At 66.9% G+C, this 16,167-nt stretch carries 13 protein-coding genes; 7 read left to right on the forward strand and 6 right to left on the reverse strand.

Annotated elements, in window-relative coordinates; all coding sequences use genetic code 11:
• Positions 1-6 precede the first annotated feature (6 nt).
• From bchL to bchF, 5 genes are read right to left on the reverse strand one after another with little or no spacing between them, the layout of a single operon-like run.
• The gene (gene bchL, locus AB7F11_RS04655) at positions 7-927 is read right to left on the reverse strand and encodes a ferredoxin:protochlorophyllide reductase (ATP-dependent) iron-sulfur ATP-binding protein (protein WP_428288556.1); all 921 of its coding nucleotides are present in this window, start codon (positions 925-927) and stop codon (positions 7-9) included.
• On the reverse strand, positions 927-4,790 hold the full coding sequence (locus tag AB7F11_RS04660; RefSeq protein ID WP_428288546.1) for a magnesium chelatase subunit H: 3,864 nt from the start codon (positions 4,788-4,790) through the stop codon (positions 927-929). The genes bchL and AB7F11_RS04660 overlap by 1 nt, the downstream gene beginning before the upstream one ends.
• Positions 4,765-6,315, reverse strand: coding sequence for a ferredoxin:protochlorophyllide reductase (ATP-dependent) subunit B (gene bchB, locus AB7F11_RS04665; protein WP_428288547.1), 1,551 nt, complete (start codon positions 6,313-6,315; stop codon positions 4,765-4,767). The genes AB7F11_RS04660 and bchB overlap by 26 nt, the downstream gene beginning before the upstream one ends.
• Before the next feature lie 14 nt (positions 6,316-6,329).
• Positions 6,330-7,616: a ferredoxin:protochlorophyllide reductase (ATP-dependent) subunit N gene (locus AB7F11_RS04670; protein ID WP_428288548.1), complete on the reverse strand. Its 1,287-nt coding sequence runs from the start codon at positions 7,614-7,616 to the stop codon at positions 6,330-6,332.
• Positions 7,613-8,116 (reverse strand): 2-vinyl bacteriochlorophyllide hydratase, encoded by a 504-nt coding sequence (bchF, locus tag AB7F11_RS04675; RefSeq protein ID WP_428288549.1) that lies wholly within the window; start codon positions 8,114-8,116, stop codon positions 7,613-7,615. The genes AB7F11_RS04670 and bchF overlap by 4 nt, the downstream gene beginning before the upstream one ends.
• Positions 8,117-8,395: 279 nt before the next feature.
• On the opposite strand from bchF, the gene AB7F11_RS04680 reads away from it, so the two are divergent.
• The 6 genes from AB7F11_RS04680 (at position 8,396) to AB7F11_RS04705 (ending at position 14,804) form a co-directional block, all read left to right on the forward strand.
• Positions 8,396-9,340, forward strand: a complete 945-nt coding sequence (locus AB7F11_RS04680; protein ID WP_428288550.1) for a cobalamin B12-binding domain-containing protein — start codon at positions 8,396-8,398, stop codon at positions 9,338-9,340.
• A 59-nt stretch (positions 9,341-9,399) separates the two neighbouring features.
• Positions 9,400-10,863, forward strand: a complete 1,464-nt coding sequence (gene ppsR, locus AB7F11_RS04685) for a transcriptional regulator PpsR (RefSeq protein WP_428299862.1) — start codon at positions 9,400-9,402, stop codon at positions 10,861-10,863.
• 152 nt (positions 10,864-11,015) lie between these two features.
• On the forward strand, positions 11,016-11,903 hold the full coding sequence (gene chlG, locus AB7F11_RS04690; RefSeq protein WP_428291395.1) for a chlorophyll synthase ChlG: 888 nt from the start codon (positions 11,016-11,018) through the stop codon (positions 11,901-11,903).
• The gene (locus AB7F11_RS04695; RefSeq protein WP_428291394.1) at positions 11,900-13,279 is read left to right on the forward strand and encodes a BCD family MFS transporter; all 1,380 of its coding nucleotides are present in this window, start codon (positions 11,900-11,902) and stop codon (positions 13,277-13,279) included. The genes chlG and AB7F11_RS04695 overlap by 4 nt, the downstream gene beginning before the upstream one ends.
• On the forward strand, positions 13,276-14,493 hold the full coding sequence (locus tag AB7F11_RS04700; protein WP_428291393.1) for a geranylgeranyl diphosphate reductase: 1,218 nt from the start codon (positions 13,276-13,278) through the stop codon (positions 14,491-14,493). Before AB7F11_RS04695 ends, AB7F11_RS04700 begins: the two co-directional genes overlap by 4 nt.
• The gene (locus tag AB7F11_RS04705) at positions 14,490-14,804 is read left to right on the forward strand and encodes a hypothetical protein (protein ID WP_428291392.1); all 315 of its coding nucleotides are present in this window, start codon (positions 14,490-14,492) and stop codon (positions 14,802-14,804) included. Before AB7F11_RS04700 ends, AB7F11_RS04705 begins: the two co-directional genes overlap by 4 nt.
• Here AB7F11_RS04705 and AB7F11_RS04710 read toward each other — a convergent pair.
• On the reverse strand, positions 14,786-15,100 hold the full coding sequence (locus tag AB7F11_RS04710) for a high-potential iron-sulfur protein (RefSeq protein ID WP_428291391.1): 315 nt from the start codon (positions 15,098-15,100) through the stop codon (positions 14,786-14,788). The genes AB7F11_RS04705 and AB7F11_RS04710 overlap by 19 nt on opposite strands.
• A 168-nt stretch (positions 15,101-15,268) precedes the next feature.
• Between AB7F11_RS04710 and hpnD the strand changes: the two genes are divergently transcribed.
• The gene (hpnD, locus tag AB7F11_RS04715) at positions 15,269-16,135 is read left to right on the forward strand and encodes a presqualene diphosphate synthase HpnD (protein ID WP_428291390.1); all 867 of its coding nucleotides are present in this window, start codon (positions 15,269-15,271) and stop codon (positions 16,133-16,135) included.
• Positions 16,136-16,167: the final 32 nt, after the last annotated feature.

Here is a 16,167-nt window from a genome sequence, read left to right on the forward strand (position 1 = left end):
GCTCGATCAGTCGAAGCCCAGCAGATCGAAGATGTCGCGGTCTTTCATGGGCACCGCCGCCAGCGGCTCCACGCCCAGCCACAGCGACGCGGCCAGGCGCATGTACTCGGCCTTCACCGCTTCGAGCTCGGGTGATCCCTCCATCTCGAACAGGGTGGACTTCTTGAGCCGGCTGCGGCGGATCACGTCCAGATCGGGGAAGTGCGCGGCCAGCTTCAGGCCGATCTGCTGGTTGTACTTGTCGATCTGGTCGGTCGCCGCGCTTCGGTTGGCGATCACGCCACCGAGGCGCACGTTGTAGTTCTTCGCCTTTGCGCCGATGGCCTGCACGATGCGGTTCATGGCGAAGATGGAGTCGAAGTCGTTGGCGGTGACGATGAGCGCGCGGTCGGCGTGCTGCAGCGGCGCGGCAAAGCCACCGCACACCACGTCGCCCAGCACATCGAAGATCACCACGTCGGTGTCTTCCAGCAGGTGGTGCTCCTTGAGCAGCTTCACGGTCTGCCCCACCACATAGCCGCCGCATCCGGTACCGGCAGGCGGGCCACCGGCCTCCACGCACATCACGCCGTTGTAGCCAGGGAACACGAAGTCCTCCACGCGGAGTTCCTCGGGGTGGAAATCCACCGTCTCGAGCACGTCGATCACCGTCGGCAGCATCTTCTTGGTCAGCGTGAAGGTGCTGTCGTGCTTGGGATCGCAGCCGATCTGCAACACGCGCTTGCCCAGGTGCGAAAAGGCGGCCGACAGGTTCGAACTGGTGGTGCTCTTGCCGATGCCGCCCTTACCGTAAATGGCGAACACCTTGGCGTTGCCGATCTTCAGCGAGGGGTCCAGCTGCACTTGAAGACTGCCCTCGCCGTCCTCGCGCGTGGACCGCCCGGAGGCGCGCCTCAGGTCGGTCAGGGGGACGGTGGTCTCGGTCATCATGCGGGGGCTCCTTCAAATACGCCTTCGAGGCGGTCTTCCAATTCGTCGCTGGCCTGGCGCAGGGCCTGCAGCACTTCGGGAGCGGGTTTCCAGAACTGGCGCTCGGAAGCCTCGATCAGGCGGCTGGCCACGCGGGCCGAAGCGGTGGGATTGAGGCGAGCGAGGCGTTCGCGCATCTCGGGATCGAGCATGAATGCCTGGGTGAGTTGCTCGTACACCCAGGGCTGCACCTGCCCCGTGGTGGCCGACCAGCCCATGGTGTTGGTCACGTGTACCTCGATCTGGCGCACGCCTTCGTAGCCGTGCTTGAGCATGCCCTCTGTCCACTTCGGGTTGAGCATGCGGGTGCGCGTTTCCAGTGCCACCTGTTCGGTGAGCGTGCGCACGGTGCCGCCACCATGGCTGTCGTGCGTCTGGTCGCCGATGTAGACCGGCGCCATCGGCGCATCGGTACCCTGCTCCACCGAGCGCGCGCGCTGAATGGCACGGCTGATGCCGCCCAGGGTGTCGAAGTAGGTGTCGACCGTGGTCACGCCCAGCTCCACCGAGTCCAAGTTCTGGTAGGCCAGCTCCACGCCGCCCAGCACGCTTTGCAGCAGCCGGGCCTGCTGCACCGGGCGCCCTGCGCGGCCATAGGCGAAGCCTTTGCGGCGGCTGTAGGTCTCGGCCAGTTCATCGCCGTCTTCCCAGCGGCTGTTATCCACCAGGCTGTTGACGTTGGAACCGTAAGCGCCTTCGGCATTGCCGAACACGCGCAGCGATGCCGTTTCCAGATCACCACCATGCGCGGCCAGGTAGGCCAGCGCGTGCTTGCGCACGAAGTTGCGCTCGGCTGGCTCGTCCGCCGACGCCGCCATGAACGCAGCTTCAGCCAGCAGCTTGATCTGCAGGGGCAGCAGGTCGCGAAAGATGCCCGAAAGCGTGATGACCACGTCCACGCGCGGCCGGGCCAGATCGGCCAGCGGTATGAGTTCGGCGCCCGCCAGGCGCCCGTAGCTGTCGAATCGCGGCCGCGCGCCCATGAGCGACAGGGCCTGCGCGATCGGCCCTCCCTCGCTCTTGAGGTTGTCGGTGCCCCACAGCACCATGGCGATGGTCTCGGGAAACGCGTGGCCATCGCCGCGGTGCTTTTCCAGCAGGCGCTGAGCCTGGCGCGCACCATCCTTGACCGCGTAGGCGCTGGGAATGCGGAAAGGGTCGAAACCATGCACGTTGCGCCCGGTGGGCAGGATGGCCGGCGTGCGCAGCAGGTCCCCGCCAGGGGCCGGGCGCAGGAAGCGGCCATCGAGCGCACGCAGGATGCCGTCGATCTCATGGTCCCCGGTGAGCAGGGCATCGGTCGCGGCCAGGCTCGAGAGTTGCGCGATCAGCGCGGTGTCGTCCACCGTGGGGGCCACCGGATGCTGCCTGCGCAGCGCCTTGAGCGCGTCGCTGGGCGTGGCGCCCTGCACCAGGGCTTGCACGGCCGGGCGCAAGAGCTTTGCGGCGGCACCCGGTTCGCCCATCATGGAGTCGGCGCAGGAGAGCAGCAGGTCCACGCGTTCGGCCTCGGTGAGCGCCTGCCCCACCACGTGCAGGCCGTAAGGGATGAGCGTGTATTCCAGTTCCAGCACCGAGTCGTTCAAGCGGGCGATGTGCGCCTCTGCCTGCGCACCCCAGGCGTCCTGCGTTTCGCACAGCGCCAGCGTGGTGGCCTGCGCCTGGATCATGGCCGCGATCTCGTCGCGCTCGACTTGCGCCTCTGGCTCCAGCGAGCGGAAGCGCTCGAGCAGGTCCTTGAGCTCCATCAGGCCCTGGTAGAGCCCCGCCTGTGCCACCGGCGGCGTGAGGTAGCTGATGAGCGTGGCGGCCGCGCGGCGCTTGGCGATGGTGCCTTCAGACGGATTGTTCGAGGCATACAGGTACATGTTGGGCAGGTCACCGATCAGGCGATCGGGCCAGCACAGTGCCGTCAGGCCGTTCTGCTTGCCTGGCATGAACTCGAGCGCGCCGTGGGTGCCAAAGTGCAGCGCGGCGTGGGCGCCGAAGTCCTCGCGAATCCAGCGGTAGAAGGCGGAGAACGCGTGCGTGGGGGCAAAGCCATGCTCGAACAGCAGGCGCATGGGATCGCCCTCGTAGCCCATGCCGGGCTGGATGCCGACGAACACGTTGCCAAAGCGTTCACCCAGCACGAAGAGGCGTGCGCCATCGCTGAGCTGCTGCCCGGGTGCCGGGCCCCATTGCGCTTCGATCTGGCGCAGGTGGCGTTCGCGCCGCACGTGGTCGTCGCCCTCAATGAGGGCATGCACGTTGGCAGGAGCACCGTACTGCGCGGCGTTGCCATGGATGAGGCGCTCGCGCAAGTCGTCCACGCTCGCAGGCATGTCCACCGTGTAGCCCTGCGCCTTCATGGCCGCCAGCGTGTTGAACAGCGACTCGAACACCGCCAGGAATGCGGCGGTGCCGGTGTTGCCTGCGTTGGGCGGGAAGTTGAAGATCACCGCCGCCACCTTGCGCTCGGCGCGCCTGGCGCGGCGCAGATCAATCAGTCGCCCCACGCGCGCGGCCAGCGCGTCGGCTCGCTCGCTGCAGGTCTGCATGTCGTGCGCGTCTTCCACCGCATCGAAACTGCAGGCCTTGGCGCATCCGGTGCACCGCACGTGTGAAGCGCTGCCGCGCCCGCCGTAGACCATGGAGCCCGTGGCACCATCGAGTTCGGGGATCGCCACCATCATGGTCGATTCCACCGGCAGCAGGCCACGCGACGAGGCGCCCCAGTGGTCCAGCGTCTGGAACTCCACCGGCGTGACCGCCAGGTAGGGGACGTCGAGTCGAGCCAGGATGTCCTCAGCGGCGTGCGCGTCGTTGTAGGCCGGACCACCAATCAGCGAGAACCCCGTGAGCGAGACCATGGCGTCGATCACGGGCTGGCCGTCCTTGCGCAGGAAATAGCCCTCGATGGCGGGCCGGTTGTCCAGCCCTGTGGCGAAAGCGGGAATCACCTTCATGCCACGTGCTTCCAGCGCGGTGATCACGCCGTCGTAGTGGCCGGTGTTGCCCGCGAGCAGGTACGAACGCATGACCAGCAGGCCCACCGTGCCACGCTGGCCGGTGGTGGCCACCAGAGGCAGATCGGCCACGGAGGCCGAGAGCCGTTGCTTCATGCGCGGGTGGTAGACACCCACCTCAGGGTACTCCAGCGGCGCACCCACCACGCAGCGCGGACGCAGGGCGCGCCTTGGGCCACTGGCGTAGCGCTCCACCAGGAATTGCACCAGGTTGACCATGTTTTCTTCGGAACCGGCCAGCCAGTACTGCATGCACAGGAAATACGCGCGCACGTCCTGCGCGGTGCCGGGGATGAAACGCAGGATGCGCGGCAGGCGACGCAGCATCTTCATCTGCCGGACGCCGGCCGTGCTCTTGTCTTCGGGCGAGGTGTTCACGTCGGCGGTGGACTTGCCGCGCAGTTTCTTCAGAAAAGCCATGGGGCCGCTCACCGGGCCGCTCATGTCGAACTTGCCCATGCGCGTGAGCTTGGTCACTTCGGTGGCCGACATCAGGCAGACCATGGCGTCGCAGTGGTCGCGGCGCGCGCGCAGCGCCGCAAGCACCGGCAGGAAATGGTCTTCCATGAACAGCATGGTGGCGATCACGATGTCGGCACGCGCGATGTCGTCGATGCAGCGCCGCAGTGCGGCTTCGTCGTCGCCCCACTCGGCGGCGGCGTGGACCGCGAGCGAGAGACCTGGCACAGTGCGGGCCAGGCTGCGGTGCGCGCGTTCGGCCGCACTGGCGAGGTGGCTGTCCATGGTCACCAGCACGACCCGCATGCCGGGCGAGAGCGCCTGGCTCTCAGCGGCTGAAATGGGCTTTGGCATCGTAGAGCGTCTCCAGCGTGATCACGGGCAGGCCTTTGTCCCTGGCGTACAGCTCGGTGTTGCGGCGGGCCTTGCCGCGCACGAAGAACGGAATCTTGCGAAGCTCCTTCTCGGCTTCCACACCCCAGGTGGTCAGCACCGCAGGGGACGTCGTGGGCATGGCGGGCTGCGGCACCGCAGGTGCAGGCGTGTGCCCACCCCCCAGATGCGAAGGCGCGGCATCTTCATGGAACTCGGCATCGCCCCGGAACATGCCGATGAGGTGCTCTTCCAGGCCCATCATGAGCGGGTGCACCCAGGTGTCGAACAACACGTTGGCGCCCTCGAACCCCATCTGAGGCGAGTAACGTGCGGGGAAGTCCTGCACATGCACGGGTGCCGAAATCACGGCGCATGGAATACCGAGCCTTTTGGCAATGTGGCGCTCCATTTGCGAGCCCAGCACCAGCTCCGGTTGCAACTCGGCGATGCGCGCTTCCACGTCCAGGTAGTCGTCGCTGATGAGCGCCTCCACGCCGTAGCGTTTCGCGGCCTCGCGCACTTCGCGGGCGAACTCGCGGCTGTAGGTGCCCAGCCCGACCACGGTGAATCCCATCTCGGTGGCGGCGATGCGCGCGGCGGCCACCACGTGGGTCGCGTCGCCGAAGACGAACACGCGCTTGGACGTGAGGTAGGTCGAATCGACCGATTTCGCGTACCAGGGCGCGCGGGCGTCGGCGTTGGCGAGCACGCTGGTAGGGTCCACGCCAGCCAGGGCGGCAACTTCCATGATGAAGTCGCGCGTGGCCCCCGAGCCGATGGGCACCGTGCGCGTGGCAGGCTGGCCGAACGTGCGCGTGAGCCATCCCGCCGCTACCGACGCGATCTCCGGGTACAGCACCACGTTGAAGTCTGCGTCGCCCAGGCGGGCCAGATCGGCGGGCGACGCGCCCAGTGGCGCGGTGACGTTGATGTCGATCCCCATGTCGCCCAGCAGGTGGCTGATCTCACGCAGATCGTCTCGGTGGCGAAAGCCCAGCGAGGCCGGGCCGAGGATGTTGCAACGCGCGCGCTGCCCCGGGTCGCGCGGCGCACGCTTCACGTCGGGGTCGGCCAGCTGGCGAACCATCTGGTAGAAAGTCTCGGCCGCGCCCCAGTTTTCCTTGCGCTGGTACGAGGGCAGTTCGAGCGCCACCACCGGCACCGGCAGATCGAGCGCCTTGCACAGGCCGCCTGGATCGTCCTGGATCAGTTCAGCGGTGCAGGAAGAGCCGACGATCATCGCCTGAGGGTGAAAGCGCTCGAAGGCCTCGCGCGCAGCGTCCTTGAAAAGCTGCGCCGTGTCGCCGCCCAGGTCGCGCGCCTGGAAGGTGGTGTAGGTCACCGGCGGGCGCCTGGCGTCGCGCTCGATCATGGTGAAAAGCAGGTCGGCGTAGGTGTCGCCCTGCGGCGCGTGCAGCACGTAGTGAACGCCCTTCATGGCAGCGGCAATGCGCATGGCGCCCACGTGGGGCGGTCCTTCGTAGGTCCAGAGCGTGAGTTGCATCGCGGTTCCTGCGTTCAGGCCGCCAGGCGCAGGCGGCGCACCAGCGGGCGGCTGAAGAGTTCGGCCAGATCGGCGGCCTGCTCGTAGCCCTGGATGGGCGTGAACACCAGCTCGATGGCCCACTTGGTGGTCAAGCCTTCGGCTTCGAGCGGGTTGGCCAGCCCCAGGCCACAGACCACCAGGTCCGGGCGCTCGGCTCGGCAGCGGTCCAGTTGCCGCTCGACGTGCTGACCCTCGCTCAGCAAGGTGCCCGAGGGCAGGCGTGCGAGCTCTTCGGCCATGTGGGTGCGGTGCAGGTAGGGCGTGCCGACCTCTGTCAGTTGCATGCCGAGTTCGCGCGAGAGAAATCGCGCCAGCGGAATCTCCAGTTGCGAATCGGGGAAAAAAAAGATGCGCTTGCCTTCAAGCTGCACGCGCTGGCGCGCCAGGGCGCTGGTGGCGCGTTCACGGCCCGGGGTGGTCACGGCGTCGAAGCGCTCGGCGTTCACGCCGAAGGCGGTGGCTGCCGCATGCAGCCAGGCTGTGGTGCCCTCCACGCCCAGCGGGAACGGCGCACACAGGCGCTGCGCGCCGCGCGCTTCCAGCGCCACGGCGGTGTCAGCCAGAAACGGCTGTGCCAACAGGAAGCGCGTGTTTGGCCCCACCGGCGGCAACTGCGCGGCGCGGCGCGGCGGCAGGAAACGCACAGGGCCGATGCCCAACTGCTCGAACAGGCGGATGAACTGGTCTTCCACCACATCGGCGAGCGCACCCACCACCATCAGTTCGGCCGGCGCGGTGCCCTCCAGGGCGGGCAGGCCGGGCACGAGTGAGGCCAGGCAGGCGTCCTCGCCCTGCGTGAAGGTGGTCTCGATGCCGCTGCCGGAGTAGTTGAGGACGCGCACATCGGGCGAAAAGCGGCCCGAAAGGCGCTGCGCGGCGCGCGAGAGGTCGAGCTTGATGACTTCAGACGGACAGGAGCCCACCAGGAACAGCAGCTTGATCTCGGGCCGTCGCTCGACCAGCCGCGTGACCACGCGGTCCAGCTCCTCGTTGCAATCGGCCAGGCCGGCGAGGTCGCGCTCGTCGATGATGGCGGTGGCGAAACGCGGCTCGGCAAAAATCATCACGCCGGCGGCGCTCTGGATCAGGTGGGCGCAGGTGCGCGAGCCCACCACGAGGAAAAACGCGTCCTGGATCTTGCGGTGCAGCCAGATGATGCCGGTGAGGCCGCAGAACACCTCGCGCTGGCCGCGCTCGCGCAGCACGGGAGCGTCGGAACAGCCCGGCGTGTCGGCGCGGATGGGAATGACCGGGGTCATTCGAACACCTCCCTCGGCGCCAACGCGCCCTGCAGACGCGCCATGCGCAGCTTCCACAGGAACTGGCCGGCGTTGACCACGTAAGCCGCGTACGCCGCCAGCGCCAGCAGCATCAGGCCACGCGGTGCCAGCCAGCCAGCCCACAGCGCCACCAGGTAGGCCGTGTGCAGCGCCAGCACCAGCATGCTGAACACGTCCTCCCAGTAGAAAGCCGGTGCAAACAGGTAGCGGCCAAAGACCACCTTCTCCCAGAGGCAGCCGGTGATCATGATGGTGTAGAGGGTGAGCGTCTTGATCACCACCGACACGGTGGCAGCCCCCTCGCCCTCACCGGTGGCCAGGAAACGCAACACCAGCACCAGGCTGACCAGAAACACCATGAACTGCACCGGTGCCAGCACGCCTTGCACCAGTGTCCACACCGTCGAGTCGCGCCGCTGACGCTCCTGCGAGGTGTAGAGGATGCGGCCGGCGGGCGGCCGCGTGGTCTCGGGATGCATCGGATCTGTCTCCATGGAGCCTTTGAGACTCGCTGGAACCCAATTTAGATGGTCCCGGGAATTGTGTCAACTTTTATTGACGTCTTGTTTGATTGACATTTCGGTTCAACGTAGTAAAGTTTTCTGGACGGGTATCTGGAAAAGTTTTGACGCCGTCGGTGGACGGCTGTACAAACCTTCCAGCCATCGACACCGACGCATTTCCGAAGGTGCACAAGAGCTCGGTATCAACCTGGCCTCTGCGATCCGCACAAGCGCAAGAGCGCAAGGAGACATGGAATGGGCTCGTATTCAAGGACCTCCCCTCCGAAGGAGAGCGGGCCATTCGGCGCCGTCCCTCCCTCCGAGCCGTGGCCGGACGGGCACGCCGCAGCGGGTTTCCCCCCCGCCATCGACGATCTACTGCGCACCGACGCGAGCGAACCCACGACCGAGGACAGCGTGCGCTCGGTGCTGCTGGCCAAGGCGGTCGAATACGAGATCATTCCCCGCCTCATGCTGGCGCACCGCGTGCCGCAGGAATGCGCGTCCTTTCCGGTGGCGGGCAACCAGCGCATCTCCGCCGAAGACGTGGCCGTGTTTGCCGAACTGGTGCTGCATGAGGACGATGCGGCCATCAGTGCCTGTGTGATCGCGCTGCGCGACCGGGGCGTGCCGGTCGAGTCCATCTTCATGGACCTGCTTGCGCCCGTGGCCCGGCACCTGGGCGAGATGTGGGAACGCGACCTGTGTACCTTCACCGAAGTGACCGTGGGCCTGGGCCGCCTGCAGCAAGTGCTGCGCGAGAACAGCGCGACCTTCGCGCAGTTCAACGGCGCCACTTCCACGCTGGAAGGTCGGCGCCTGCTGCTCATGCCCTGCCCGGGCGAACAGCACACCTTCGGCCTGTCCATGGTGGGTGAGATCTTTCACCGCGCGGGCTGGGACGTGGTCACGAATTTCCTCTCCAGCCACGCTGCACCGGCCATGGTGGAGAAGGACTGGTACGACGTGGTGGGATTTTCGCTGGGCTGCGAAACCGGCATCGCGCGGCTTCAGGAGGTGATGGCGCTGGTGCGCAGGAAGAGCCAGAACCCCCGGGTCTCTATAATCGCCGGCGGAGCGATCTTTGCCCTGCATCCCGAGTACGGCAACCAGATTCCGGCCGACGCCATCGTCACCGATGGGCCCAGGGCGCCGGCTCTGGCAGAGAAGCTGGTGAACGACAGGCACCAGCGGAGTTGAAGGTCACGAAGCAGTCAGAAGATCCGAGCAGGCCCCGTGTAACCATCTGAAAGCTCAACATGTCACAGGCGCCGCAAGCGTATGCCGGAAAGACCTTTGAAAAGGCCGGTCAGTACCTTGCCCATCTCGATGCGCAATCGGCCGCCGAACTCATCACGGCAGCCTCTGACGTGGTGCTTGTCCTGGACAAGGATGGCGTGATCCGGGACATGGCCCTCGCCAGCGAAGACATGCTGGGCCTGGGCTGCCAGCAGTGGCTGGGCAAGGCCTGGACCGACACCGTGACAGTGGAGAGCAAGCCCAAGATCGAAGCCCTGCTCAAGAACCCCGAGGACGCTTCTGGCGAAGGCCTGCGCTGGCGCCATGTGAACCACCCGGTGGCCGACAAGCCCGACCTCGCGCTGTCGTACTCCGTGGTTCAACTGCATTCCCCGCAAGGCGAGAGCGACACCGCGCACGCCGTGGCCTTCGGCCGCGACCTGCGCAGCCAGGCCGCGTTGCAGCAGCGGCTGGTCACGGCGCAGCTCTCCATGGAGCGAGACTACTGGCGCCTGCGCCAGGTCGAGACGCGGTACCGCCTGCTGTTCCAGATGGCCTCCGAGCCGGTGCTCATCCTCGAAGGTTCGATCGACAAACTCGAAGAAGCCAACCCGGCCGCCTACGAACTCTTCGGCGAGAAGGCCCGAGCGCCCGGCTGGAACCTGGCCGCCAGTCTGGATGCCGCCAGCCACAGCGCCCTGCGCGAGATGCTCGACCGGCTGCGCGCCAGCGGCAAGGCCGACCCCTGCGAGGTGCGCCTCATCGACGGCGCGCAAGACCTGATCGTGGCGGCCTCCCAGTTCCGCCAGGAAAACACCCTGCACTTCCTGCTGCGCTTCACGCGCCCTCAGGACAGCCTGGCACCGAGCCTGGCGCGCGGCAAGCAAAGGCTGTTGCAGGTCATGGAAAGCGCGCCCGATGCGCTCGTGGTGACCGACATGGAGGGCCGCGTGCTCAGTGCAAACCGAGCCTTCCTCGACATGGGCCAGCTCGGCACGGAAGACCAGGCGCGCGGCGAGGTGCTCGACAAATGGCTGGGCCGCACCGGGGTTGATTTCCGCGTCCTGCTGACCAACCTGCGGCAGCACGGCACGGTGCGCCTCTTTGCCTCGCAGATGCGAGGCGAGTACGGCTCCACCTCTGAAGTCGAGATCTCTGCCGTGGCCGTCAACAGCGGACCGCAACGCTGCCTGGGATTCACCATTCGCGACATGGGCCGCCGCCTCACCAGCGACGGCCGCAGCACCAAGGAATTGCCGCGCTCGGCCAGCCAGATGACCGAACTCGTGGGCCGCCTTCCGCTCAAGGACATCGTGCGCGAGACCACCGACCTGATCGAACAGCTCTGCATTGAAGCCGCGCTGGAGCTCACCGGCGACAACCGCGCTTCGGCCGCCGAGATGCTGGGCCTTTCGCGCCAGAGCCTCTACATCAAGCTGCGACGGTTCGGGATTCTGGAGGGCGTGGGCGAAGACACGCATTGAAGGCTCACCCGCCGTCAAAAAGCCAGCTCCGAAAGAGCTGGCTTTTTGCTTTCGGGGTCAAGGAGGGCCAACCTCCTTTTCGATTTTTCTTTTACATCGAAATGTGTCAGTATTAATTGACACTTCCAGGGGCGAGGTGTACAAGCTTTGCCATGAAGCTCCCCGCCTTGTCCGCCGTCACCGAGCTGTTCAAACCCATCACCTGGTTTCCGCCCATGTGGGCCTTTGCGTGTGGGGTGGTGGCTTCGGGTGTGTCGATGGATGGACGCTGGCTGGTGGCCATTGTGGGCATCGCACTGGCCGGGCCGCTGGTGTGCGCCACCAGCCAGGCGGTGAACGACTGGTTTGATCGCCACGTCGATGCGATCAATGAGCCGCAGCGTCCCATACCTTCGGGGCGCATGCCCGGTGCCTGGGGTCTGTATCTCGCCATCACCTGGACGCTGGTCTCGCTCGTGGTGGCCACCGTGCTTGGCCCTTGGGGCTTTGGCGCTGCTGCGCTGGGGCTTTTGCTGGCCTGGGCCTACAGCGCACCACCGGTGCGCCTGAAAGAAAACGGCTGGTGGGGCAATGCCGCCTGCGGGTTGAGTTATGAAGGCATTGCGTGGATCACGGGAGCGGCCGTGATGGCGGGCGGCGCCATGCCCGGCGGCGAGTCGCTGGTGCTGGCTGCGCTCTACAGCGCCGCCACGCACGGCATCATGACGCTCAACGATTTCAAGGCGGTGACCGGCGACCGCCAGATGGGCGTGCGGTCGTTGCCGGTGCAGCTCGGCGTGGACCGCGCTGCGCGCGTGGCCTGCTGGTTCATGGCGGTGCCGCAGATGGTGGTGATCGTGCTGCTGGTGGCGTGGAACCAGGAACGGCACGCCGCCGCGCTTGTGGTGCTGCTCATGCTGCAGTTCTTCATGATGCGCCGCTTCATGGCAGCGCCGGTGGAGCGCGCGCTGTGGTACAGCGGCTTTGGCGTGCCGCTGTTCGTGGCGGGCATGATGGTCAGCGCCTTTGCCCTGCGCGGCCTGGCTGGAGGCGCGCCGTGACCCACTTCGGCTGGACACATGTCGCGCGCCTGGGCCTGGTTCAGATGGCGCTGGGTGCCATCGTGGTGCTCACCACTTCCACGCTCAACCGCGTGATGGTGGTCGAACTGGCTTTGCCCGCCCTGCTGCCCGGGGTGCTGGTGGCACTGCACTATGCGGTGCAGTTGGCGCGACCTCGCATGGGATTCGGCTCCGACGTGGGCGGGCGCCGCACGCCCTGGATTGTGGGCGGCATGGTGGTGCTGGCCAGCGGCGGCGTGCTGGCTGCATTCGCCACCGCCTGGATGGCGACCCACCCGGCAGCCGGCATGGTGCTTGCGCTGGTGGCGTTCGGCCTGGTCGGCCTGGGCGTGAGCGCGGCAGGCACTTCGCTGCTGGTGCTGCTGGCCAAGCGCGTGCCCGAGGGCCGACGCGCGGGTGCGGCCACGCTGGTCTGGATGATGATGATCGCCGGCTTCGCGCTCACCGCCGGACTGGCCGGACATTGGCTCGACCCCTACTCCCCAGCCCGCCTGCTGCTGGTGAGCAGCGGCGTCTCCTTGCTGGCGTTGTTGCTCTCGCTGGTGGCGCTGCGCGGGCTTGAGGGCACGGTGCCCGCAGAAGGAGCGCGCGCCTCACGCAGCCGCGACAAGCCACGCTTCCGTGTGGCGCTGGCCCAGGTGTGGCAAGAACCTGTGGCGCGCCGCTTCACCGTCTTCGTGTTCGTCTCCATGCTGGCCTACAGCGCGCAAGACCTGATCCTTGAACCTTTTGCGGGCACGGTGTTCGGCTACACGCCGGGCGAGTCCACACAGCTCTCGGGCGTCCAGCACGGCGGCGTGCTGGCGGGCATGTTGCTGGTGGCGGCGGCCGGGGCTGTGGGCGCGCGCTTCAAGCACCACGCGCTGCTGCGCCACGCCGGCTCGCTGCGCGCATGGACCATTGGCGGCTGCCTGGCCTCGGCGCTGGCGCTGTTCGCGCTCATGTTCGCGGGCCTGCAAGGCACCGGCTGGCCGCTGAAGGCGACAGTGTTGGCACTCGGTGTGGCCAACGGCGCTTTTTCCATTGGTGCCATCGGTTCCATGATGCGACTGGCCGGCGAAGGCCGGCAGGCCCGTGAAGGCGTGCGCATGGGGCTATGGGGTGCGGCGCAGGCGGTGGCCTTCGGTCTGGGTGGGCTGGTGGGCACCGGAGCGAGCGATCTTGCTCGCTGGCTGATTGCCGCACCTGGCGTGGCCTATGCCATGGTGTTCGCTCTGCAGGCACTGGCCTTTCTGCTCTCGGCCGTGCTGGCCTGGCGCCTCGCAGCACCATTGGCCCCCGCCCCATCTTTCACCGGTTTCCACCCCGCAGGCGACGCCTTCGCTGCGGGCTCTTCACCAAGGCCACAGCCATGAAAACCACCGAAGAGATCTTCGACGTCGTCGTCATCGGTGGCGGACCCTCGGGCGCCACCGCGGCCCACGAACTCGCCCGCCAGGGGCACTCGGTGTTGCTGCTCGATCGCGCCGGGCGCATCAAACCCTGTGGGGGCGCGATACCACCGCGCCTCATCAAGGACTTCGCCATCCCCGACGAACTTCTGGTGGCCCGCGCCCAATGCGCGCGCATGATCGCGCCGTCCAACAAGCACGTGGACATTCCCATCGAAAACGGCTTCGTCGGCATGGTGAACCGCGAAGCGTTCGACGAATGGCTGCGCGAGCGCGCCCGCACGGCGGGTGCGGTGAGGCGCACAGGCCAGTTCGAGAAACTCGAGCGCGATGCCACCGGTGTGAGCGTGGTGCACTACCGGGTGCGAGAGCGCCACCAGCGTGACGAAGGCACGCCGGCCAGCGTGCGCGCCAGAAGCATCGTGGGTGCAGACGGGGCGCGCTCCGAGGTGGCGCGCCAGGGTGGCGTGCCGGGCGCCGAGCGCACGAAATACGTCTTTGCCTACCACGAGATCGTGCGAGCACCCGCGCCCGAGGACCGCTCGGCCGATTACGACGGTGCACGCTGCGACGTGTACTACCAGGGCCGCTTCTCACCCGACTTCTACGGCTGGGTGTTTCCCCACGGTGACACGCTCAGCGTGGGCACCGGCAGCGCCGACAAGGGTTTTTCGCTGCGCGGCTCGGTGCAGCACATGCGCGAAGCCAGCGGCCTGTCAGGCGCTCAGACGCTTCGCCGCGAAGGCGCGCCGATTCCCATGAAACCGCTGCCACGCTGGGACAATGGCCGCGATCTCGTGCTGGCTGGCGATGCGGCGGGCGTGGTCGCTCCCGCCTCGGGCGAAGGCATCTACTACGCCATGGTGGGCGGCCAGTTCGCCGCACAGGCCGTACACGAAATGCTGCTCACCGGCAACGCGCAAGCGCTCAAGCTGGCGCGGCAACGATTCATGAAGCTGCACGGCACGGTGTTCTGGGTGCTGGGCGTCATGCAGTCGTTCTGGTACGGAAGTGAAAAGCGGCGCGAGCGCTTCGTGAAAATCTGTGAAGACCGCGACGTGCAGCAGCTCACGTTCGAGTCCTACATGAACAAGCAGCTCACGCGCAGAAAGCCCATGGCGCACGTTCGCATCTTCTTCAAGGACCTGGGTCACCTGCTCGGCCTGGCGCGGGTGTGAACCTGGGCGACCCGGGCGCGATGCGCCTGTTGCTCGATGCGGTGATCGTCTTCACCCTGCTCGAAGCGCTGGCCTTGTGGTCATTTCACGCCATGACCGGCAGGGGGCTGGCGCCACACGACTACGCACTCAACATGGTGTCTGGCGTGTGTCTCATGCTGGCCGTGCGGGCTGCGCTGGATACGATGCCCTGGCCGTGGATCGCCACGTGCCTGGCGGCCTCTGGCCTGGCACACGGCCTGGACCTCTGGCGCCGCTGGCAGCGTGCGGCGCGAGAAAAGAAAGAGCGAACTCAGCCTTTCTTGACGTAGGCGCTGCACCAGGCGTTGGCCGAGACCATCTTGCCGGGGAAGATGCCGCATCCACCGGCGGGGTCGCCGGCCTTGCCGGTGTAGAGCTGGCAGGTGCTGCATTTCTGCCCTGCAGCGTATTTGGGGTATTTCTTGGTGTCCACCTTGGTGGCATCGGCCGTGTAACCCAGTGCCACGGCGGTGGCATCCTTTTCATTGACCATGGCGGCGGTCTGGGCCTGGGCGGTGGCGGCCAGCAGCGCGGAGCCGCCTGCAGCCACCTGGAGCATGAAGACGCGACGATTTGAACCGTTCATTGTGGACCTCGTGGGGAAATGCAGGATTGCCAGACCATGCTACTTCCCGCCTGTTAACGCTGCCTTAATGACCCGAACGCCTGAGTGCGGCACTCACCCATTGCCGCCAGCCCCCCGGCAGGGCATGGCAGGCGTGGTGCTTACACTTGGGCGGTGACACGCACCACGATGAGCCCACAAGACTACGTCCAGCAAAAGGCCGCTGCCTCGGGCAGCAGCTTCTACTACGCCTTCCTGTTCCTGCCGCCGGAGCGTCGCGCCGCCATCACCGCGTTCTACGCCTTCTGCCGTGAAGTGGACGATGTGGTGGACGAGGTGAGCGACCCCGCCGTGGCCCAGACCAAGCTTGCCTGGTGGCGGCGCGAGGTCGCGCAGGCCTATGCAGGCGAGCCCACGCACCCGGTGATGCGCGCGCTCATGCCGCTGTGCAAGACCTACGAGATCGAGGCTCGCCACCTCTCGGCCGTGATCGACGGCTGCCAGATGGACCTGGAACAGAACCGCTACCTGGACTTCGCCAACCTGCAACGCTACTGCCACCTGGTGGCCGGTGTGGTGGGTGAAGTTGCCGCACGCATCTTTGGCCAGACGCAGGTGCGCACCACAGAGTACGCGCACCGTCTGGGCCTGGCGTTCCAGCTCACCAACATCGTCCGGGACGTGGGCGAGGACGCCACGCGCGGACGCATCTACCTGCCGGTGAACGAACTCCAGAGCTTCAACGTGAAGGCCCACGAACTGCTGCAACGCGGCGGCGCCCCCGGCACCGACGCGGCCGATTTCCGCCGCCGCTTCACCGCGCTCATGCAGTTCCAGTGTGCGCGAGCCCTGCAGACCTACACCGATGCCCTGGCCCTGCTGCCCGAGGCCGACCGGCGCGCCCAGAAGCCCGGCCTGATGATGGCCAGCATCTACCGCACCCTGCTGCAGGAAATCGCGTCTGACCCCATGCTGGTGCTGACACAGCGCGTGAGCCTGACGCCTTTGCGCAAGTTCTGGCTGGCCTGGAAAGTCCAGGCGCTGGGCAGACTGTGATCTCCCCACTGCCCCGCCGCGCGGGTCGCAGC

Source organism: Hydrogenophaga sp., from assembly GCF_050250835.1.
Classification (GTDB): Bacteria; Pseudomonadota; Gammaproteobacteria; order Burkholderiales; family Burkholderiaceae_C; genus Hydrogenophaga.